We start from the raw sequence: 22,417 nt of genomic DNA on the forward strand, positions 1-22,417 counted from the left end.
AGGTTGATTATCCCTATAAAATGTCCCTGAGCCGCTACAAACACTACATTCGTATTGCCAGCCTTCATCATCGGATAGCATGCCAGTTCCTTCACAGGCTTTGCAAGTGTTTTCTCTGTCCACCAATTGTCATACCTCCAAAAAAATCTTTAGATTTAGGGTGTACTTTAAGCAAAAGTTCATACAATCAAAAGGTGTTATCGGCACTCTTTTGCCGATCTTTAACCCAGTTGATTAATCCGCCTTTTAGCATTATTTGCACCTGACGTTCTGATAGGGCATGTTTTACAGGAATTTGTTGATTCTTTCCTTTAACGTTAATAGAGAACTCATTCCCTTTTTTAATGTTCGTCCTCAGATTAGAAAACTCAAGAACATCTCCTTGGCTCAGCATGTCGTAATCTTCTGTGTGAACAAAGGTTATCGGCAACACACCAAAGTTAACAAGGTTTTGCCAATGAATTCGCGCAAAGTCTTTAACTAAAGCAACGCGTAAACCAAGGTATCTTGGTGCTAGTGCAGCATGTTCACGGCTGGAACCCTGACCATAATTGAATCCGCCTACTACAGCATGTCCACCTTGACTAACACTTTCCGTTCCACGTTGATAGTAGGTTTGATCAATAATTTCAAAGGTGAATTTACTAATTTCAGGAAGATTGCTTCGATAGGGAAGAACACGTGCTCCTCCGGCAAGTATTTCATCGGTTGAGATATTATCACCCATTTTTAACAAAATGGGAATTTCCAGTTGATCTGGCATCTCGTCCATTTGTGGTATCGATGCAATATTAGGTCCTTTATGTAGCTCAACTTTCCTAGCTTCCTCATATGGCAATGGTTCATCCAATAAATTTTTATCAACGGTTGGTTTCTTCATTTCCTTGACTTTGGGATATGGAACATCCATGGTACGTGGATCTGTAATTTCCCCTGTTAATGCGGAGACCGCGGCTGTTTCGGGACTACATAAATAGACGCTATCTTCTCTCGTTCCAGAACGTCCAGGAAAATTACGGGGTGTTGTCCGTAAACTGTTGCGTCCCGTTGCCGGTGCTTGCCCCATTCCAATACAGCCATTACAACCTGCCTGGTGTAAACGAGCCCCAGATTGAAGTAAGCTTGCAATATGGCTTTCTTGTACCAAATCGGTTAATACCTGTCTTGAGGTTGGGTTAATATCAAAAGAAATACCCTTTGCAATTTGTTTTCCGCTAACGATTTGAGCCGCAATGGCGAAATCGCGAAATCCCGGATTTGCCGAGGAACCAACATAAGATTGATAGATCGGTGTACCAGCAACTTCCGTAACAGGGACTACGTTTCCTGGACTCGACGGTTTAGCAATAAGCGGTACCACTTCAGACAGGTTGATTTCCTCATCAATATCATAAGTTGCACCCACATCAGCAACCAGTTCTATCCAGTCATCCTCTCGATCTTGTTCCTTTAAAAAGCGTTTTATCTCATCATCAGAAGGAAAAACAGTTCCAGTTGCCCCTAGCTCAGCCCCCATGTTTGCGATCACATGGCGATCCATTGCACTTAACGTTTTAACGCCTGGCCCGTAATATTCAATGACTTTTCCAACACCACCTTTAACATCATGTCTGCGCAACAATTCTAAAATAACGTCCTTTGCACTCACCCAATCCGATAGTTCTCCCGTTAACTTAATACCCCATACCTTAGGCATTTTCACGTAAAAAGGCTCACCTGCAATAGCTAAAGCCACATCAATTCCACCAGCGCCCATGGCCAGCATACCCATACATCCATTTGCACATGTATGGCTATCTGATCCAAGCAACGTTTTCCCCGGTTTGGCCAGTCGCTGCATATGAACTGGATGGCTGACCCCATTCCCTGGACGACTATAATATAATCCAAAACGCCGCGTGGCACTTTGCAAAAACAGGTGATCATCCGGATTTTTGCTATCCACTTGAATCAAATTGTGGTCCACATATTGGGCGGACGCCTCTGTTTTCGGACGGTCTAATCCCATCGCTTCCAGTTCTAGCATCACCATTGTTCCCGTGGCATCTTGAGTTAAGGTTTGGTCTATTCTCAGTCCGATTTCTGTGCCTGGAATCATATCACCAGAAACAAGATGCCCTTTTAGAAGCTTTTGGGTAATATTTAAAGGCATGTAACTTCCTCCTGTTTAAAAAAAATTTAATTGTTGATATCTAATCTTTAATATTGTCCATATTTAGACACTTAAAAAGTCCTTTAATAAGATGCACAATTGGTGGATTAAATATCCGGGAATTTAAAGTTTCATCGTGCAATAGCATTTGGAAAAAAACTATTGAAAAGCGCTTTCAATTATTTTATACTCTAGATAAATCGATTTACTAAATCGGTTTATAGTCGACAGAAGGTGCGTGTGATGAAAAGTGTCATTATTCCGTTAAATGCTTTTGGTAGGAAAGAAGTGATGGAAAAAGGCCAATTTCCGATTGTACCAGCGGAGCGTGTGAAGGAGTATGTGGAAATGGTGGAAAGCAACAAGGGTAGCGAGAGAGGAGATTTTGTATGCAATCGTTAGATGTTGTAACGTTCGGTGAAGCGATGGCTATGTTTATCGCAGAAAATCCAGGACCTCTGCATGAAGTAAAACATTTTACAAGGGAGCTTGCAGGTGCGGAAACAAACGTCGCAATCGGGCTGGCGAGGCTTGGTTTCAAATCTGGATGGGCCAGTAGAGTCGGGTCTGACGCATTCGGAAAGTTTATTATGAAAAGGCTTGGGGAGGAAAATGTAAATGTTGATCATGTTTTAACAGATGAACGTTTTCCAACCGGATTCCAAATAAAATCAAAGGTTATAGATGGAGATCCTGAGGTCCAGTATTTTAGAAAGGGATCAGCAGCTAGCTTTATGGATGCTGAAAATTTCCAACATCAATATTTCACGAGTGCCCGCCATTTGCATATGACCGGGATTCCTTTAGCGATCTCCGGCCACACCCGCAGATTCGCAGAGAGAGTGCTTTCTCATATGAAGGAAATAGGAAGCACTGTCAGCTTTGATCCCAATTTAAGGCCGACTCTATGGACGTCTAAACAAGAGATGATTGAAGTTATTAATCAGTTTGCTGTAAAAGCAGACTACGTTTTTCCAGGGATCTCCGAAGGCGAGATATTAACTGGGTTTAAAAGCCCGCGTGATATTGCTTCCTTTTATTTGGATAAAGGGGTTGAACTTGTAGTCATCAAACTTGGCGACAAAGGAGCGTTCTACAAAAACAGTATCGAAGAAGGTACTGTCGCTGCTTATGAAGTGAAAGAAGTTGTTGATACGGTTGGAGCTGGAGACGGTTTTGCGGTGGGCCTTATCAGTGGTCTTCTTGAAAATCTGCAGCTAGAGGAAGCCGTGCTGCGCGGGAATGCAATCGGTTCAATGGCCGTCCAAACTCCTGGTGATAATGATGGTTATCCTAACCGCAATGAACTGATGGAATATATGAAAGTACAAGTACAAGGAGTGAAGTAACATGCAACACTTGGATTTCATAAAGTATGCCAGATTACTAGAGCTAAGGGAGAGTGGAAATCATGGGTGTTTCAGAAATAAAAAACCGGGCCGTTGTCGCTGTTATCAGAGGAGCAACGCCTGAATCTATTATAAAGATAGGAAACTCGTTAAAGGATGGGGGAGTTACGGCACTTGAGATAACAATGGAGACCCCAAAGGCTGTATCCGTAATCGAAGCAGCAGCTGCCTATTTTGGAAAAGATGTGCTGGTCGGCGCTGGAACCGTTCTTGATCCCGAAACAGCAAGGTCAGCGATTCTGGCCGGTGCGAGATTCATATTTTCACCGACTGTCAAAAAAGAAACAATCACAATGGCTAAGCGATATGGCGTAGTCAGTGTGCCCGGTGCGTTTACGCCAACGGAAATTCTAACAGCATATGAGTATGGGGCAGATATAGTCAAAGTATTTCCAGCAAATGCAGCCGGGCCGGAATATTTTAAAAGCATAGCCGGTCCTCTGCCACAAATTCCTTTAATGCCAACGGGTGGCGTTGATGTCCACAATGCAGGCGCTTTTATAAAAGCAGGGGCTGTTGCAGTTGGGGTGGGCAGCACGCTTGCCAACACGGCACACGCCTTAACCGAAGAATATCTCGAAAAAATGAAAGAAAAAGCAGCACAGTTTATCAGAGAAGTGGCCAAAGCAAGAGAAGAATAGCAGCGGAAGCCCTCTCATTCTGTTACGGGATATGGAGGGCTTTCCTTTATAGAGAAATCGAATGACAATTTTGCAATGGATAATTAGTGGATTAATGCAGCTTTTGCCTTTAAAATGGAGATACGAATGTTTTGAAAGAGGAAGATAAAATGGCAAAAGTAACAATGGCAGATGTAGCTAAAGAAGCGGGAGTCTCTAAAAGTACGGTCTCCCAATTTTTAAATAAGCGTTATGAATATATGGGAGAAGACACGAAGAGGAAAGTAGATGAAGCAATCAAAAGGCTTGGCTACCAGCCCAACTATCTGGCGCGAAGTTTAAAGCAGAAGCGCACATCAATGATCGGCATAATTGTTGCCAATATCATGCACCGCCTTTCTACCGAGGTCAGCCGCTCGATTGAGGACTATTGCCATGAGCACGATATGCAGGCCATCCTTTGCAATGCCGACGACAATCCTGAAAAAGAAAGAAAATATATTGAGGTACTTCGGGCAAAGCAAGTGGATGGACTGATTATTTTCCCGACGGGGCAGAACATGGATTTATATGAAAACATGATAAAAGAGGGTTATCCGGTTGTTTTTATGGATCGAAAGGTAGAAGGCTTAAAAGCAAATACAGTCGTTGCAGCCAATAGTGAAGCAACCGTGGAAGCTGTTTCCCACTTTATTTCAAATGGACACAAAAGAATTGCAATTGCCACACAGCCATTAAGCATCAGTCCGAGGGTTGACAGGCTCCATGGCTATAAACAAGCGCTGATTGAAGCGGAAATTCCCCTCAGGCAGGAATATATGATCCATACTGAAATAAAAAATATGCAAGAAGAACTTGAAAAGCTTTTTAGCCTTAAACAACCGCCGACAGCTTTATTTGCCGGAAATGATCTGGCTTTTCTCGAGGTGCTCGAATTTTTTAACGGAAAACGGTTGAAAATTGGCAAAGATGTAGCATTAATCGTTTTTGATAATATCCCGTTTGCTCATCTTGCAGAAACTCCAGTGACAACCATTGCCCAACCAGCCCATGAAATGGGGCAACAGGCGGCAGAACTGCTGCTTAAGCAAATTGATGACGAGGTTCAGGATGTTCAGGAATATGTTTTTCCATGCGAATTATTGATACGGGAATCGTCCCGGAGAAAAGTTGAATAGGAGTCTGTTCAGTAGCGATACTATTTTACTAAACCGGTTTACACGAGGAGTAATGCAATGAAAATTCAGCTAGCTTTAGACCGTTTATCGATTGAGGAAGCGATTCAGATTGCACGAGAAGCAGAAGAATCGATTGACTTGATCGAGGTTGGAACATCATTGATAAAAGAGTTCGGCATTTCAAGTGTGTCAAAAATTAAAGAGGCCTTTCCAAATAAAACAATCGTTCGCGATATAAAAACAATTGATAATGCCGTCTATGAATTTGAATTATGTTTCAAAGCAGGCGCCGACATAGCTACGGTGATGGGAGTATCTCCCGTTCAGACAATCGAAGCATGCTTAAACACAGCAGCGAAGCACGGCAGGACGGCAATGATAGATTTGTTAAACACAAATGCAGAGCAAAAGGATTCTCTTTTTCAATATAATGATGCGATTTTCTGCGACCATGTGAGCAAGGATGAGCAAGAGATGGCAGGGAAAAAGAAAAGCAGTACTGCACAAAGCTTGGATTCTTCACTGCAGTGGGCTGTGGCTGGCGGCATTACCCTCGATTCAATCAATAAAATGACAGAGCCGCACCCTGACATTCTCATTATTGGTTCTGCAATCACGCAATCGGATGATCCCGGAAAAGCGGCAGCAGCCTTTAAAAAAGTGATAGATGAGGGAAGGGTAGAATACCAATGAATCAAATGGAAACGATACTTTCAGAAGTTTCAACTGTTCTTAAAAGAATTGATAATCAGGAAATAGACGCGGCAGTCCGCAAGCTACAGGAAGGGAGGCGTATTTTTGTTATAGGAGAGGGACGGTCTGGTTTGATGGCCAAATCTTTTGCGATGCGTCTTATGCATTTAGGTGCAGAAGTTTATGTAATTGGCGAAACGATTACCCCATCCATTACAGAAACCGACATCCTTGTGGCAGTTTCCGGCTCAGGGACAACGAAAAATGTAGTCTGGACAACAGAAAAGGCCCAGTCAATGGGCTGTAGCATTATTGCGGTCACAACAGACACTGACTCTCCTTTAGGATCACATGCTTCCCTTGTCATCCATGTTCCAGCAGCCACAAAATATCGAAAAGAATGGGAACCTGCCACGATCCAGCCGCTTGGCTCTTTATTCGACCAATGTGTCCATATCCTTTTCGATAACATTTGTCTTGCCTATGCTGCCAGTAAACAAGTCAACCATGAACAAGCTTTTCAAAAGCATAGCAATATGGAATAGCACATTTTTTCGCTTGAATCCCGAGCCTCTTCAGGATATGACCGGTTTTATCCGGGCCGCAGCGGGAATAATACTCATAACATTAGAATTTGTGTTAAATTGAGGTGTTTCAATGCTATTTTTGGATAAAAAGCATGACCCGGGTAAGAATGCAAAACTCTTGGCTGAAATTTTCGAAAACAATCAGGATATCAAACAAGCAATCAAGGAAACAGATGCTGTTTTTCAAGAGTGCCAACTAGGCTTCGGGCAAAATCAAAAGTGGTCTACTATTAATAATTTAAGTGTTGTCATACCGCGTTTCTTTCTGACCAAACGGGCAGATACGAATTTTATCCCGTGCGAAACATTGATAGATCAACAAGGGAATGTCTATCCGGATTGGAAAACTCATCTGGACAAGGAATATATACATTTACAAAACAAGATTGATAGAGAAGTGAACGTTAAAGATTATGATGCTGTGGGAGATGGCGTAACAGATGATACGGAAGCTTTTAAGAAGGCAATTGGCAATGGCCATGTAATAGTAAACGTCCCTGAAGGTGTTTTTATCACAAAAGGAATCAGGCTGCCGTCATGGACAATCCTGGCTGGTGAAGGAAAAGGCGTTACAACGATAAAACTACATGATCATGCTCCAAAAGAGACAAGGCTGGTTACCAATCGAAATCACTGGCTGGGTAACCGTAGTATTTTAGTAAAGGGGCTGAGTCTGGACTGGAATGTAGAAAGGCTTGGCAACGAGCCAAAGACTAGTACCTGGGGAAACCATTCCAGCTGTCTAACGTATGCCAATGTAACATATGGCTGGGTGAAGGATGTGGAAGCGATTAATCCCGGCCTTCATTGCTTTGACGTTTCATCGACCCTCTATAATTACTCTGGTGACGGATACCGGGCCCGGGGCGGCAGCAAGTATATCTGGCTGGATAACCTTAACGGCTATGGCTTTGGAGACGATGGAATTACTACCCATCACAGCGACTATATCTTCATTTCAAATTCACATATGTGTGATCCGAGCGGCAGGGCACATAAAAAAGGATTTTCCAACTCTAATGGAATCGAAGTGGACGATGGCTCACGATATGTATGGCTCATGAATAACTCCACGGCCAGATGCTTTGGCGGGGTAGAAATGAAAGCCCATGCCAATTCTTCAGCGGCAAACAACGTCCAAATTATCGGACATCTGTCCGTTAATGACAACCGTTCTTATAACTTCCGCCACATCGGCCATCACAAAAGCAGTGATCCTGAGTCCCGGACCGCCCATAACATCAGGGCAACGAACATTGTCGCTATCGCACCGGTCTATACCGATCTTTATGCAGGATCCACCCCTCGGGCGATGGTTGTCTCAGCATATAAAAATGTGGTGATAAACAATTTTACGATAATCGGTAATCCTGAATATGACTTCAAAGGGAATCCGATCATTGCCATTCAGTACCGCGCAAGAAATGTTATCCTCCATAATGTATCAATAAGAGATTTTAAAAATGCTCATAGTAACATTCAAGTCTTTGGCGGTGAACAGCGTGCTGATTCCGTTTATATCCATAATGTAAGGGTTCGAAATTCAGGATCTAAGGCGGTTGATGTTGGTATAGGAATAAAGGATATCAAAATAAGCGATGTGGATTTGTTAGTATAGGCAAGGAGGGGTTCGGCAAGGTTCTTTGATATAATAGAACACAAACAAAGTCCAGAAAGGGGGAGGCTTACTTTGAAAAAACTAGCTGGAAAAAGAATTGCTTTAGTTGGCCAGCGTAAAAGCGAAGAATTAAGTAAACTTGTTGAAAATCTTGGTGGAATCCCATTTTTGCGTCCTGCCCAGGGCACTGTGTTCCTTGATGAATCAAATATAGAATCCGACATAAAGTCCATAATAGAAGATGGTTTTAACTGGATGATTTTCACAACAGGGATAGGTACGGATGCACTGTATAACATCGCTGAGAAAATGGGGAAAGCCAAAGAATTTATCGAAGCATTGGGAAAGGCAAATATTGCAGCCAGGGGTTATAAAACCGTTAACGTTCTTAAAAAGCTTGGGATTACCCCGCTTGTCCGCGATGATGATGGAAGCACGGCTGGTTTATTGAGAGAGCTGGCTGCTTATGATTTGAAAGGCTGCCGGGCGGCTCTGCAATTACATGGGGATCCAGCACCAAAGCTGATCGGTTGGTTGGTTGAGCAAGGCTGTACATATAAAGAAATTCTTCCGTATAAGCATGTTCCGCCTCAACCTGAAATGATGGAGCAACTAATTACTGAGCTGCTGAACGGGGATATCGATGCAGTCAATTTCACAAGCACGCCACAGGCCAGGTTTTTAATGAGCTATGCCCGGGAAAAAGGAGTCGAACAGGATATTCTGAAGGTCTTTTCTAACAACGTCATCGCTGTTGCGGTCGGAAAAGTGACCGCCCAGGCTTTAAAAGAAGAAGGGATTGAACGGGTAGTCATTCCCGAAAATGAGCGGATGGGAAGTGCTATAGTCGCCTTAGCTGATTATTACCAGGGAAAAAGAAAACTATAGTAAAAAGAAGAAGCAGGTTTGAAATAACGATCCTGCTTCTTCTTTTAGACCTTTTTTAAAACTCCCCATCAGACTGAGTAAACGGTATGTTCAGCCTGCCTTCAACAGTACGCAGCCTCTGGTTTAATCTGCTCAGGCGGCGTGTATGGCGCTCATCATTTTGATTTAGGCGGTTTATCTCCTGATTGATCCGATTAATTTCTCTGTTTATACGATCGAATTCCTGATTAATCCGGCCGATTTCCCGACTTTGTCGGGTTAACTCTCTGGTTTGCTGCTCATTTTGCCTTTCGAGAGCGTTCAATCTTCTTTCAACTCCCTGAGCCTGGGGCTGTTGTTGTCTCTCAAAATCGAATTGTTCTTGTTGTGGCATATACGGATTGTAATTCTCAGTCATATATTGGTCAAATTGCTGTGGAACATACTCATAATGAAAACCTCTTGGATTCATCGGGGCACTCTCCTTTTATTTTTATCTCGGGTTAAATACCATATAAATTATGTGGTTATTTGCGGAGTGACACGGCATTTACCCAGAGACAGGCCTGTTCGAAACAATAGTGATAGTTGGCAAAGATTTATAAAGAATGTAAAATGAAGGCGAAACTTTTTTATATTCCATGCGAAAAGAGGTTGTTCATTATGAGTAAAGATAAAGTTTATAAGCTAAAAATCACCATTCAAGATATCTATCCGGCTATATGGAGAGAAGTTCTGGTTCCGGGTGGCATTACCTTTCATAAGCTCCATAAAATCATCCAGGCTGCCTTTGGTTGGCAAGATTATCATTTGTTTTTATTTCTGTTCCCGGATTGCATGGTAAAAGAACAAGATCCTGATTTTCCCCTGCATGAGATAGAGAAAAATCCAAAAAAAACATATATTGACGATTTGTTCGAAAAGCATGAGAAATGTTTGTATGAGTACGATTTTGGAGATTCCTGGATGCATGAAATAATTGTTGAAGAAGTGATAGGAAAGCCATTAGAAAATCGATCTCCAGTTTGTATTAATGGGGAGAGGCATCGTCCTCCCGAAGATGTTGGCGGAGCTGGAGGTTATGAATATTTTCTTAATGTTATAAATGACCCGAATAATCCAGAATACGATGAGATGCTGGAATGGGCTGAAAAGGATACGGGTGGCAGAAAATTTGATCCCGAATATTTTTATAAGAATGAAACAAATCGAAAGCTGAAAAGAATTAAATAAAACTAGATAAGTTGAGATTAAGCATTGCATCTAACACAAATCGGTCAATACTTGCTGAAAATTTATACAGGAAGGGGCAGTCATCTTGAAAGTTAGTATTTTAGGCGGGGGAAGCGAGGTTGGTGCTTCTTGTTTACATATAAGTATGGCGGATACAAATTTATTAATTGATGCAGGCATGAGAATGCACGGGGATGAGTTGCTCCCGGCTTTAGGTATGCTTGAAAATCTTGGCAGTCCCGAAGCGATGTTGGTTACGCACGCCCATGCCGATCATATCGGAGCACTCCCGATTGTCCATTCCCTTTTTCCATCAATCCCTTTATATACAACGCCTCCAACTGCAGACCTTATGAAGATAATGATGAAGGATTCATATAAAATAATGGAACAGCGCTCCCGTGAAACCAGTACCTTACTTCCATACACAGAAGAACAAGTAAGCTCACTGCTTGATTCGATTCTTCTTTTTCCTGCAAGCGGTTCTTTGAAAGTCGGCAATTTACAAATAACCAGTTTTCGTGCCGGACATATTTTAGGAGCGGTTATGTTTCTGATTGAAGGGGAAGGTGAACAGCTCCTGGTTACGGGTGATTTGAGCTTTAAAGCGGGACGGACGATTCAAGGAGCCCAGGTTCCGCATGACATTCAGCCGGATGTGGTGATCATGGAATCAACCTATGGTAACAGAGCCCATACTGACCGGAATACGGAAGAAAGGCGTCTTGCGGAACACGTTGCTGAGGTAGTGGCAGGCGGAGGCTTCGCACTTATTCCTGCATTTGCTCTAGGACGGGCACAGGAAGTTCTCTTAGTTCTTCAGGACTATATGGAAAAAGGGCTTATCCCGGAGTTTCCAATCTATGTAGATGGACTTGTGACCCCTATCAGCAGGATTTATAAAAATTACCCTCATTTTCTGAAAGGACCGGTTGCTTATCGCATTAGGAAAAACGGAGATGTGTTTTTAACAGAGGGCCGCTGTAAGGCTGTACATCCAAAAGAACGCGATGAGATTCTTAAGGGAAAACCGGGTTGTATTGTTGCTTCCTCAGGCATGCTGACTGGAGGAGCGAGCTCTTGGTATGCACAAAGGCTGGTATCCGAGGAGAAAAACGCAATTTTTATTACAGGTTACCAGGATGAAGAGAGTCCGGGCAGAAAACTGTTAAACCTCGCAGATGGCTTAGAAAATAACCTGGAACTGAACGGAACGAGCTTTCAAGTAAAATGCCGTATTGGAAAATATGGTTTATCTGCACATGCAGACGCAAATGAAATGAATCGCTTCATCCAGACATTGAATCCCACTTATACATTGCTCGTTCATGGCGACGATGATGCAAGGAGTCGGATGGCTGATTTAATTGATCCAAGATTTCATCCCGTTTTAGTGGAGAATGGCCAATCCTACCCATTTGAGAAACGGAAGTCAGGAATAGGCATTACAGGGAAAAAGTATAAGGTCAACGAAGCAAGCATGAAGCTCCGTGAGAAAATCGGAAGCCTGTTGCTCTATCAACCTGAAAATGAAAACATCCTTAAGCTGGCCGTTTGCACAGGCACTCATCCAAAAACAAATTTACTTATTTGTCAAACCCTTAAAGGAAAGCAGCTGAGGATTAGTCTGGGACAAGTTAAAGAAACGATTGGCAGTTGGAATCAGTCGATAGAGATTTTAAAGCAAGCTGCAGGGGAGGTATTTTCCTTTTCCCGTCCTTTTCTTGAAAAAATAAATTGGAGTGTCCTTCCTGATCAAACGTTATCTTTTAAAGAAATAGTGGAAACACTTCAAATCAAAAATATGGATGACAAACTGGCGGCTGCCATCGCTTTGCAAGGTCTTCCAAATGAAAATCGCATGGAAGAGCAAGCTGGGATAATCCACTATAAACTGGATCAAAAAGTAAAACGCCAGCTGAACGATTTGGAGTTGCCAATTCAGGGACTCAAGGTTAATCCTGCTGCTGCCATGGAAACCGTTCGCGCACTTTTTGCGAATCATCCACGATTTATTCGCTGCGGGGTGGATGACTTAGGAAGGGGGAATGAAAGACTGACGATCTATTTTGATTTTCCGGATGCTGTGTCCCAAAGCGAGAGAAACGACCTTTCTGATGTAATCAAAAACCAAACCGGCTGGACTGTAAGTTTTGCGGATTCTGTCCGTCAGGATCTTTTACAAACCCGGCTCTTGGATTTATTGGGCAATTCGATAGGCTCCCCTTCCATACATTTGCATGAACGGAACGTGGCTGTTGCCATGCCAAGACCAAAGGACGCTGAAACTTTGATTCTGACGTTTAAAGAAGCAACAGGGTTTGATTTGCAATTCAAAGGAGAACCGCTTTCAGCATCTAATGATAAAAACAAAGAATTGTTCCAGGTCAGCACATCTTCAATAAAGCTGGAAAATAATCAAGCTTTAGAAGAAGCAAAAAACTGGGCAGAGGAGCGGGGACTTGCAATATATAAAACAGGGGTCAAACAACAAATCGGACAAACGATCATGGAAGTCCACTTCATCTCACCGGAAATAGCTATCCAACATGGAGCGGACCTGGAAGAACTCTCATACCGGATCGGCATGCCGGTAACATATGCGAAAAACCCGAAACAAAATGAAATTATCCGCCTAACCCTGGAAGCCATCTCTAAAAGCTGGGATATAAAAAAGAACCCTTCTATTCATATTGATAAAAAACTCGTGGCTGTAAAGCTGGCATCCATGCCGGATGAGAATGAACAAAGGGAAACCAGTGAAAAAGTCAGGAGACAAACGGGTTACAGTCTAGAGGTAATCGTTTAAAGTAAAACGGCAAAAACTACAACACAGAGGTAATCCGAAAATGAGTAAAAAAGATATCGAAAAGAGGGTATTTTCTTGCGCTGGACAAGTGCTATATGAAAAAGGCTACATCAGCCCAATAGACATTTTAATCAAAATGGAACGGATTACGCCAAAGCAAGCGGAGGATTGGCGATTTAAACGTATCCCATATCTGGAGAGGGTTACGATTGGGAATCTCTCAAAACTAAATCATATTTTAAAGTCATTGGCCAAGTTTGCCAGAGAACGAAATCTTCAACCTTCTAAAAGGGTTTATATGTCCTGGGGGAAAGGGGCAAAGCAAAGGCTGCGTTTTTCAAAATCCGATAGCCCATACATGGAGGAGCTGTATTCAACCCATTACGTAAAGGTTCAAAAAGCCGGCAGCCAACCAATGGAAAACGACAAATCGGCCAAGGCTGAACAAGGAGGAATCATTAAATCTTAAACAGTGATATAATGGAAAGAAATGGGGTGATTTCATTGAGCATGCATGAAGAGAAAAGAGAATATTCTTATGCTGATTATTTATCTTGGACTGAGGACTTCTGTTGTGAAGCAATCGACGGTCATATTATTGCTATGTCGCCCTCTCCTACCCCAAAGCATCAGGATGTTGTCGCTGAATTGACCGCGGAGTTTAAAATGTTCCTTCGCGGAAAAGAGTGCATGGCATTTTCAGCCCCCATTGACGTTTGTTTATTTGCCTCTAAAGAAACAAAACATGATGACATTAAAGATTGGGTTCAGCCAGATTTACTTGTGGTATGTGATCCAAATAAAATTGGTGAAAAATATATTACAGGTGCCCCGGACTTAACAGTTGAAGTTCTTTCCCCCTCAACAACAAAGAATGACAGGCAGATTAAATTTAAGAGCTATGAAAAAGCAGGTGTGAAAGAATATTGGATTGTCGATCCTCACCATATGTCAGTTGAGGTTTATGAATTGGATGGAGATGCTTATATACAAAAAGGAATTTTTGTAAGAGAAGATCAATTGAAGGTAGGACTATTTGAAGGTTTTGAGATTGATTTAAAAAATGTTTTTAAAGAATAGAAATCCATGATTATTCTTACCATTCAGCTTTAATGAAATTATTAAGGTTAAAAAGAAAGGAGATAGCAACTTGTTTGAGAAAGCACAGCAATTCTTGCACTCTTATTTTGGTTACTCCTCTTTTCGAAACGGCCAGGAGCAGGCAATCCGCTCTGTAATAGAAGGGAAGAATTCTCTTTGTGTGATGCCAACGGGTGGTGGAAAATCGATTTGCTACCAAATTCCAGCTCTTGTGCTGCCTGGCACAACAATTGTCGTTTCCCCGCTCATTTCGCTAATGAAGGATCAAGTTGATGCCCTCTTGCAGTTGGGGATTCAGGCGACGTATATCAACAGCTCCATTAGTATAAGTGAAGCAAACGAACGAATGGTTGGTGCCAAAGCTGGCCGGTACAAGCTTCTATATGTTGCTCCCGAGAGGTTGGAGTCCCGAGAGTTTATCGAAAACTTGAAAAGCATCGAGATTCCGCTCGTTGCTGTAGACGAAGCACACTGTATCTCCCAGTGGGGGCATGACTTCCGGCCGAGCTACCGCCAGATCAGCAGAATGATGGACAGTCTGGCACAAAAGCCAAAGGTGCTTGCTTTAACAGCTACTGCCACGCCAAAGGTACGGGGCGATATTTGTGATTCTCTTGATATTGATGATAACAATACCGTCATCACAGGGTTTGAACGGGAAAACCTGTCTTTCTCTGTGATTAAGGGCCAGGACAGGCATCTATTTTTAAAGGATTATTTAAAAAAGAACAATAAAGAAGCGGGTATTATCTATGCTGCGACTAGAAAAACGGTTGATCAGCTTTATGATCGACTCAGAAAAGAAAATATCAATGTCAGCCGTTATCATGCAGGAATGAGCGATATCGACAGGATGAGGGAACAAGAGAAATTCCTCAAAGATAAAACGACCGTAATGGTTGCCACCTCTGCCTTTGGGATGGGAATCGATAAGTCGAACGTTCGATATGTCGTTCATTTCCAGCTCCCTAAAAACATGGAAAGCTATTATCAGGAGGCGGGCCGTGCGGGAAGGGACGGGCTTGCCAGTGAATGCATCGTCCTTTATTCTCCCCAGGATGTACAAGTCCAGCGTTTTTTAATAGACCAGTCTGGAGAAAGGAACCGGATCTCACAGGAACTTGAAAAGCTGCAACTCATGGTGGATTATTGCCATACGGAAAATTGCCTGCAGTGCTATATCTTACAGTACTTTGGCGAAGCGGAGACAGAGCCTTGCGGGCGGTGCGGCAATTGTACAGACTCTCGTGCAAGTGTGGATGTCACAAAAGAAACGCAAATGGTGCTCTCATGTATCATCCGGATGGGGCAGAAATTTGGAAAGATGATTACGGCCCAGGTTTTAACCGGATCGAAAAATAAAAAAATCACAGAGCTACGCTTTTTTGAACTGTCGACATATGGAATCATGAAGGAAAAAAGCGCTAAAGAAGTAAGTGATTTTATCGAGTTTCTTATTTCACAGGAATTAATTGCAGTGGAACATGGCTCTTTTCCAACGATTTTTGTCACTGAAAAGGGACGAGGAATATTGCTTGGAAAGCAAACCGTCTACAGAAAAGAAGCGGTCCAAACAAGGCAAGTATCAATAGACGATCCTTTGTTTGAAGCTTTGAGGACAGTCAGAAGAAGTATCGCGGAAACAGAAAAAGTGCCTCCGTTCGTGATTTTTTCCGATACAACTTTAAAAGATATGTGTGTAAGATTGCCTCAGGCAAATGAAGAATTCCTGCGGGTAAATGGGGTAGGAGAGAATAAGCTAAAAAAGTATGGCAAGGCTTTCATCGATGCCATTATCGCTTATTGTACAGAGCATCCAGAGCGGCAGCCGGAAAAAGTTACAGAAAGTTTCCAAAAAAAACCGGCAAAAAAGGCGGAACGGGACTCGCACTTAGCAACCTATGAATTGTTCCGGAACGGTTTAACATGCAAGGAAATTTCCAAGCAACGGGAGCTATCTCTCGTAACGGTCGAGAATCATCTGTTGCACTGTGCTGAGCAGGGTCTGGAGATTAATTTTGAAGACCTCATCCCGGCAGAATACATGCCATTACTAAAAACAGCAGTGGAGGAGGCGGGGAGTGACAGACTGAAACCAATCAAGGAACTGCTTCCCGAGAAAGTCACCTATTTTATGATTAAAGCATTTCTGTTTCTGAATCGGCAAAAAGAAAATGCATGAAGAAAAAGGTCAGTTCCCCTATGCTCAAAAGCAGGGGAACTGACCTTTTTCGATTTTATTTAAATGATACCTTGATCTATCATTGCATCGGCAACTTTAAGGAATCCTGCGATATTTGCGCCCACGACCAGGTTTCCTGGATAACCATAATCATCTGCAGCTTTCATACAATTTCGATAAATGCCTTCCATGATTTGGTGTAACTTTGCATCGACTTCTTCAAAAGCCCAGGACAATCTTATGCTGTTTTGCGCCATTTCTAGCGCTGAAACAGCTACCCCACCGGCATTGGCTGCTTTTGCAGGTCCAAAGAGAATATCGTTAGCCAGGAACACGTCAATGGCTTCAAGTGTAGATGGCATGTTTGCGCCTTCGCCAATTGCTTTTACGCCATTGGAAACCAGAACATTCGCGGCTGTTTCATCAATTTCATTTTGAGTGGCGCATGGTAGAGCAATATCACAAGGGATAGACCACACTCCAGACGTTCCTTCATAGTACTCTGCTTCGGGATGGACATCCACATATTCACTAATTCTTTTTCGCTCGATTTCCTTCAATTTTTTAAGCGTGTCAAGATTAATGCCGTTAGGGTCATAAATGTAACCATTAGAATCACTGCAGGTCACTACTTTTGCCCCTAACTGGGTGGCTTTTTCTATCGCGTAGATCGAGACATTGCCGGATCCAGATACGACAACGGTACTTCCTTTAAAACTAAGTCCTTTGTCTTTCAGCATTTCCTCTACAAAATAGACGGCTCCATAACCGGTAGCCTCTGTTCTCGCTAAACTTCCACCGTATCCTAGCCCTTTTCCTGTCAAGATTCCTGCTTCATAGACCCCGCGAATTTTCTTATATTGTCCAAACAAGAAGCCTATTTCGCGGGCACCGACCCCAATGTCACCTGCCGGAACATCGATATCCGGTCCAATGTGTCTATATAGTTCGCTCATAAAACTCTGAGCGAATCTCATGATTTCAGCATCTGATTTTCCTTTTGGATCAAAGTCGGATCCGCCTTTGCCTCCCCCTATCGGTTGTCCGGTCAGAGAGTTTTTAAAGATTTGCTCAAACCCTAAAAACTTAATGATGCTGGCGTTAACCGTGGGATGGAAACGTAGCCCGCCTTTGTATGGGCCAATAGCACTGTTAAATTGGACACGGAATCCACGGTTCACTTTTACCTTTCCTTGATCGTCTACCCATGGAACCCGAAAAGTAATCAATCGTTCCGGTTCGACAATTCTTTCAAGAATCCCATTATCTATATAATGGGGATGCTTTGCGAATACGGGAATAAGTGATTCGAAAATTTCTTTAACAGTTTGATGAAACTCATTTTCGATTGGGTTCCGCTCTTTAACAGCTTGATACACTTCACTTACATACTCTTTGGCGACTTGCACGTCATCTTGTGTTACTTCCTGTAAAGTACCCATTATTCTGTCATCATTCCTTTTTCAGCGAATTTTTTATATATGGTTGATTAGATTTGATAAATATAATTAGTAAGATCTATATAGTTTTGCCCATAAACTATTATATATTTAAATAATAATCGAAACAATATAAAATATAGATCAAATTAATGCCAAAAGTAGATGAGTATAGAGAGGGTGAGAAAGTTGGAATTAAGACAAATCCAGTATTTTATTGAGGTGGCTAAGCTTGAACATGTGACAGAGGCTGCTTTAGCTTTACATGTGGCTCAATCAGCAGTGAGCAGACAGATTGTTAACCTGGAAGCGGAACTAGGGGTGGATTTGTTTATCCGGGAAGGACGGAACGTAAGATTAACACCAATCGGAAAGGTTTTCTTGGAAAACATGGAGCGCGCCATGAAAGTTATTGATGATGCAAAGAGGGAAGTAGAAGAGTATTTAGACCCTGAGAAAGGTACGATACGTATTGGATTTCCGAGCAGTCTCGCTGCCTATACATTGCCTACAATCATCTCAGCATTTCGCGAACGCTATCCCAAAGTTCACTTTCAATTAAAACAAGGATCCTACCATGTTCTAATTGATGCTGTGGTAAAAGGGGAAATCGATATGGCGCTGCTTGGCCCGTTGCCTAAGCAAGAGAAAAAGGTTAAAGGAGATATATTGTTTCTGGAAAATATCGTTGCCTTGCTGCCATCTACACACCCCCTTGCCGATAATAACTCGCTCAAATTGAGCCAACTAAAGAATGATTCGTTTGTCCTGTTTCCGAACGGATTTGTTTTAAGGGAAGTAGTGGTTAACGCCTGCAGGCAGCTCGGCTTTGAACCGAATGTGTCATTTGAAGGACAAGATATTGACGCAATTAAGGGACTAGTATCAGCAGGTCTCGGTGTGACACTTATACCTGAAGTAACATTGATTGAAAGCCTGCCATCATCAACAGTAAAACTGCCGATTATCGAACCCGAGGTTACCCGTACAGTTGGTATAATTATTCCAAGTGAACGCCAATTACTTCCGACAGAGAAGATATTTTATGAATTTGTTAAAAGTTTTTTTGCAGTTTTGGACAGTTTTCACAGATGAGTTTGCCTGTTATCTATAAGAAAAGGTATCCGTTTTGAGAAACGGATACCATAATTGAGAAAATGATAATGTAGTTGAGAAAATCAGAACGGTTATCTTAACACTTCCTGTGGTATAGACAGGCCAAGTCCCTCTGCTACTCGTGTACCATACTCAGGGTCTGCTTTGTAGATATGCTGAATTTGGCGCAGCTTTATTTCTTCAACTGCAACAGGCTTCATTGCTCCAACCATGTTTTCTACCAGGCGTGTGCGCTCATCTTCACTGAGAAGGCGGTATAAGTCACCGGGCTGGGTATAGTAGTCATCATGATCGTATGCGACACTGTCTGCAGAGCCGGATACCGCATAGGCAGCAGGCTTATTTTCAGGTGACTCCGTTGGACCGCCAAAACTGTTAGGTTCGTAATATACGGAACCGCCGCCATTGCTATCAGGCCGCATTTGGCCGTCACGCTGATAATTATTCACTTCAGCCTTTGGACGGTTGACCGGCAGAAGATTGTGGTTTGCGCCAACACGGTAACGATGGGCATCTGAGTATGCGAAAAGGCGGCCCTGCAGCATTTTATCAGGAGAAGCTTCGATACCTGGTACAAATGAACCAGGAGAGAATGTTGCTTGTTCGACTTCCGCAAAATAGTTTTCTGGATTTTTGTCTAATACCATACGGCCTGCCTCGATTAAAGGATAGTCTTTTTGAGACCATACTTTTGTTACATCGAATGGATCGAAGCGGTAAGTATCTGCATCCTCTACTGGCATGATTTGAACATAGAGTTTCCACGCCGGGAAGTCGCCATTTTCAATGGCATTGAATAAATCTTCTGTATGATAATCAGGATTTTCCCCAGCAAGCTTAGCGGCAAGATTGACATCAAGGTTTTTAACGCCTTGTTCGGTTTTAAAGTGGTATTTCACCCATGCCCCTTCGCCCTGTTCATTTACCCACTTGAATGTATGGCTTCCGAAACCATGCATATGGCGGAAGGTAGCGGGAATTCCGCGGTCAGACATCAAAATGGTTACCTGATGAAGTGATTCAGGTGAGAGGGACCAGAAATCAAATACGGCTGTTGGATTTTTCAAATGAGTTTTCGGGTCTCTCTTTTGTGTATGAATGAAATCAGGAAATTTAATCGCATCGCGGATAAAGAATACAGGCGTGTTGTTCCCAACCAGGTCATAGTTTCCGTCTTCCGTATAGAATTTCACGGCAAACCCGCGCGGGTCACGGACCGTATCGGCAGAACCGAGTTCACCGGCTACTGTTGAGAAACGAATGAACATCGGAGTACGTTTTCCGACATTGGATAAGAAATTAGCCTTTGTATATTTGCTTAAATCATTGGTTACTTCAAAGTAGCCATGTGCACCGGCGCCTTTGGCATGGACAACACGTTCAGGAACACGTTCTCTATTGAAATGAGCCAACTTTTCCAGTAGGTGGACATCCTGAATCAACGTCGGACCGCGGTGGCCGGCTGTCATAGAGTTTTGGTTATCGCTTACGGGAGCACCCCAGCTGGTAGTAAGATTATTCTTCTTTGTACTCATAAATAGAATCACCTCAAAGTAGTTTTTTAGAATGATTATAGTTATATAATAACATTCACTAATAAAAAATCAATACTTTTTTATAATAATTATAATTAAGTAGATATTATAAAGACCACCTACCGGTAAGCCTAACAGTAATGAGTAAACTAATAGATTTTGAATAATAGATCATATAGATAAGTAATTTCAAGATAATAAATCCAGATATTCTTACTTTTGTAATAGGAGCCAAAGGATTTGGAGGTGTCTTCTGGAAACAAATAATATCTAGTATAATTTCCTTTTATAGTATGTATAAAAGCGCTCTTACTTTAAAAAAGTTACTTAATAACATAAAATAAAGTAGGTGTTCAATCTAGTGAAAATGAAGTTTCAAAAAAACATATACAAAAGGAGAGGTTCATCCGTGTCAAAAATCGTCATTACCGGGGCTACCGGAGAACTGGGCCAACTTGTTGTCCAGAATCTGCTTACAAAAGTTTCGGCAAGTGAAATTGCAGTAAGCGTACGGAATGTTGAAAAAGCGTCTGCATTTGCCGAACAGGGAATTGAAGTCCGTTATGGGGATTATGAAGATCCGGCGTCCCTTGAAAAGTCTTTTTCCGGAGCTTCCAAGCTGCTCCTGATCTCAACCCCGGAAAACGAGCCAGTGGCACGTATCCGTATGCATGTGAATGCGATAGAAGCAGCAAAGAAGGCAGGAGTAAAACACATCGCTTATACAGGTTTTGCCTTTGTAGATAAGGGGGCATTTCCTTCACTCGGCAATGTTCACCTGGCGACCGAATATACGATTCGTGTATCCGGCATTCCTTTTACCATCTTGCGAAATGCTTTTTATCAGGAAGTGTTTGTGAATCCTGCTCTCCAATCCTTTATTGACAGCGGTTCTATCGTTACTTCAGCAGGAGAAGGAAGAATTAATACGGTAACACGCAATGATTTGGCATTAGCGGCAGCGACGGTCCTTGCTGAAGATGGACATGAAAACCGGGTCTATGAATTAGCGTCTGCTGTTGCCTGGAATTATGATGATCTTGCAGAAATTCTCTCTGATGTTTCTGGCAAAACGGTTACTCATCAATATGTAACAGATTCCGAAGCCTTTAATGGAATGGTTATAGCCGGTCTGCCGGAAGGACTTGCCCGCTTCCAGATTGCTCTTTATCAATCGATTGCAAGTGGAAATGAAGGAAATACTTCTGGTGATTTAGAAAAACTGATTGGAAGAAAACCGACTTCAATCCGTGAAAGTATCACTCAGTTTTTTAATAAATAAAGATGGTTTGTACTCTATATTTATTAAGGGAGCTTAACGGCTCCCTTTTTATTCTTTTGAAGTATACTTCTAATAATTAGAAAAAATGATAAGGAGTAATCAAACTGTGAAAATCATTTTTCCGTTACTTGCCTTACTAGGAGGCATTGCAATGGCTATTCAAGCCCAGGTAAATGGTGGGTTGGGTAAGAAGGTAGGAGCAATTGAAGGATCGTTTATTTCGTTTGCTGTCGGGACGCTTGCTTTGGCCTTTGGGGTGTTGTTCATTGGGAAAGGTAATGTGTTAGCGTTCACGAACGTACCGAAGTGGCAATTGATAGGCGGTTTGTTAGGTGCTTTATATGTGTTTATTATGGTACTTGTAGTTCCAAAGGTTGGCGTTGCAACGGCGTTTGTTGCAGTTATAGCCGGACAGATCATTGTAGGTGCGATTATTGACCATTATGGTCTTTTTGGCGGAACAAGAATTCCGATTGATGGTAAGAAACTTATCGCGATCCTATTGTTGTTTGTTTCTCTTTATTTGTTTAACCATAAATGAATTTTGCTTATTGTATTGATAATCAAGGTTTGCTTTTTGGAATATCTAAAGCAAA

20 protein-coding genes are annotated in these 22,417 nt (G+C 42.3%); 16 read left to right on the top strand and 4 right to left on the bottom strand.

What is annotated here, in order from left to right; all coding sequences use genetic code 11:
* Positions 1-187: 187 nt before the first annotated feature.
* Positions 188-2,152, bottom strand: coding sequence for an aconitate hydratase (locus ELQ35_RS11725; RefSeq protein ID WP_126865007.1), 1,965 nt, complete (start codon positions 2,150-2,152; stop codon positions 188-190).
* 243 nt (positions 2,153-2,395) lie between these two features.
* Between ELQ35_RS11725 and ELQ35_RS22610 the strand changes: the two genes are divergently transcribed.
* The 8 genes from ELQ35_RS22610 (at position 2,396) to ELQ35_RS11760 (ending at position 9,145) form a co-directional block, all read left to right on the top strand.
* Entirely contained in the window at positions 2,396-2,554 is a 159-nt protein-coding gene (locus ELQ35_RS22610; protein ID WP_185861745.1) for a hypothetical protein, read from the top strand.
* Entirely contained in the window at positions 2,542-3,501 is a 960-nt protein-coding gene (locus ELQ35_RS11730) for a sugar kinase (RefSeq protein ID WP_126865008.1), read from the top strand. Before ELQ35_RS22610 ends, ELQ35_RS11730 begins: the two co-directional genes overlap by 13 nt.
* A 62-nt stretch (positions 3,502-3,563) precedes the next feature.
* Positions 3,564-4,202, top strand: coding sequence for a bifunctional 4-hydroxy-2-oxoglutarate aldolase/2-dehydro-3-deoxy-phosphogluconate aldolase (locus tag ELQ35_RS11735; protein WP_126865009.1), 639 nt, complete (start codon positions 3,564-3,566; stop codon positions 4,200-4,202).
* Positions 4,203-4,351: 149 nt separating this feature from the next.
* On the top strand, positions 4,352-5,359 hold the full coding sequence (locus ELQ35_RS11740) for a LacI family DNA-binding transcriptional regulator (protein WP_126865010.1): 1,008 nt from the start codon (positions 4,352-4,354) through the stop codon (positions 5,357-5,359).
* Between the two features lie 57 nt (positions 5,360-5,416).
* Positions 5,417-6,052 (top strand): 3-hexulose-6-phosphate synthase, encoded by a 636-nt coding sequence (hxlA, locus tag ELQ35_RS11745; protein WP_126865011.1) that lies wholly within the window; start codon positions 5,417-5,419, stop codon positions 6,050-6,052.
* The gene (gene hxlB, locus ELQ35_RS11750) at positions 6,049-6,597 is read left to right on the top strand and encodes a 6-phospho-3-hexuloisomerase (RefSeq protein WP_126865012.1); all 549 of its coding nucleotides are present in this window, start codon (positions 6,049-6,051) and stop codon (positions 6,595-6,597) included. Before hxlA ends, hxlB begins: the two co-directional genes overlap by 4 nt.
* 112 nt (positions 6,598-6,709) lie before the next feature.
* Complete coding sequence (locus ELQ35_RS11755; RefSeq protein WP_126865013.1) at positions 6,710-8,257, top strand: glycosyl hydrolase family 28-related protein; 1,548 nt, start codon at positions 6,710-6,712, stop codon at positions 8,255-8,257.
* A 72-nt stretch (positions 8,258-8,329) separates the two neighbouring features.
* Entirely contained in the window at positions 8,330-9,145 is an 816-nt protein-coding gene (locus tag ELQ35_RS11760) for a uroporphyrinogen-III synthase (protein WP_126865014.1), read from the top strand.
* Positions 9,146-9,200: 55 nt separating this feature from the next.
* Here the strand turns inward: ELQ35_RS11760 and ELQ35_RS11765 are convergent, their stop codons facing one another.
* On the bottom strand, positions 9,201-9,596 hold the full coding sequence (locus ELQ35_RS11765; RefSeq protein ID WP_126865015.1) for a coiled-coil domain-containing protein: 396 nt from the start codon (positions 9,594-9,596) through the stop codon (positions 9,201-9,203).
* Between the two features lie 191 nt (positions 9,597-9,787).
* On the opposite strand from ELQ35_RS11765, the gene ELQ35_RS11770 reads away from it, so the two are divergent.
* The 5 genes from ELQ35_RS11770 to recQ all read left to right on the top strand — a co-directional run bounded on the left by ELQ35_RS11770 (position 9,788) and on the right by recQ (position 16,449).
* Positions 9,788-10,357: a plasmid pRiA4b ORF-3 family protein gene (locus ELQ35_RS11770; protein WP_185861746.1), complete on the top strand. Its 570-nt coding sequence runs from the start codon at positions 9,788-9,790 to the stop codon at positions 10,355-10,357.
* 85 nt (positions 10,358-10,442) lie between these two features.
* A complete protein-coding gene (locus ELQ35_RS11775) occupies positions 10,443-13,166 on the top strand; it encodes an MBL fold metallo-hydrolase (protein WP_126865017.1) in 2,724 nt (907 codons plus the stop codon).
* A 40-nt stretch (positions 13,167-13,206) separates the two neighbouring features.
* A complete protein-coding gene (locus ELQ35_RS11780; protein WP_185861747.1) occupies positions 13,207-13,635 on the top strand; it encodes a hypothetical protein in 429 nt (142 codons plus the stop codon).
* A gap of 41 nt (positions 13,636-13,676) precedes the next feature.
* Positions 13,677-14,246 (top strand): Uma2 family endonuclease, encoded by a 570-nt coding sequence (locus tag ELQ35_RS11785; protein ID WP_307365234.1) that lies wholly within the window; start codon positions 13,677-13,679, stop codon positions 14,244-14,246.
* A 70-nt stretch (positions 14,247-14,316) separates the two neighbouring features.
* Positions 14,317-16,449, top strand: coding sequence for a DNA helicase RecQ (recQ, locus tag ELQ35_RS11790; RefSeq protein WP_126865019.1), 2,133 nt, complete (start codon positions 14,317-14,319; stop codon positions 16,447-16,449).
* Between the two features lie 59 nt (positions 16,450-16,508).
* Here the strand turns inward: recQ and gdhA are convergent, their stop codons facing one another.
* Positions 16,509-17,891, bottom strand: coding sequence for an NADP-specific glutamate dehydrogenase (gene gdhA, locus ELQ35_RS11795; protein WP_126865020.1), 1,383 nt, complete (start codon positions 17,889-17,891; stop codon positions 16,509-16,511).
* A 186-nt stretch (positions 17,892-18,077) separates the two neighbouring features.
* On the opposite strand from gdhA, the gene gltC reads away from it, so the two are divergent.
* Entirely contained in the window at positions 18,078-18,983 is a 906-nt protein-coding gene (gene gltC, locus ELQ35_RS11800; protein ID WP_126865021.1) for a glutamate biosynthesis transcriptional regulator GltC, read from the top strand.
* A gap of 92 nt (positions 18,984-19,075) precedes the next feature.
* Here the strand turns inward: gltC and katA are convergent, their stop codons facing one another.
* The gene (gene katA / locus ELQ35_RS11805; RefSeq protein ID WP_126865022.1) at positions 19,076-20,539 is read right to left on the bottom strand and encodes a catalase KatA; all 1,464 of its coding nucleotides are present in this window, start codon (positions 20,537-20,539) and stop codon (positions 19,076-19,078) included.
* Positions 20,540-20,948: 409 nt separating this feature from the next.
* Here katA and ELQ35_RS11810 point away from each other — a divergent pair, with 409 nt between their 5' ends.
* Both ELQ35_RS11810 and ELQ35_RS11815 read left to right on the top strand, forming a co-directional pair.
* Complete coding sequence (locus tag ELQ35_RS11810) at positions 20,949-21,821, top strand: SDR family oxidoreductase (RefSeq protein WP_246026052.1); 873 nt, start codon at positions 20,949-20,951, stop codon at positions 21,819-21,821.
* A gap of 106 nt (positions 21,822-21,927) precedes the next feature.
* Positions 21,928-22,362: a DMT family transporter gene (locus ELQ35_RS11815; RefSeq protein WP_126865023.1), complete on the top strand. Its 435-nt coding sequence runs from the start codon at positions 21,928-21,930 to the stop codon at positions 22,360-22,362.
* The last annotated feature ends 55 nt before the right edge of the window (positions 22,363-22,417 follow it).

Origin of the sequence: Peribacillus cavernae (assembly GCF_003989135.1) — a bacterium.
GTDB classification, from domain to species: Bacteria; Bacillota; Bacilli; order Bacillales; family DSM-1321; genus Peribacillus; species Peribacillus cavernae.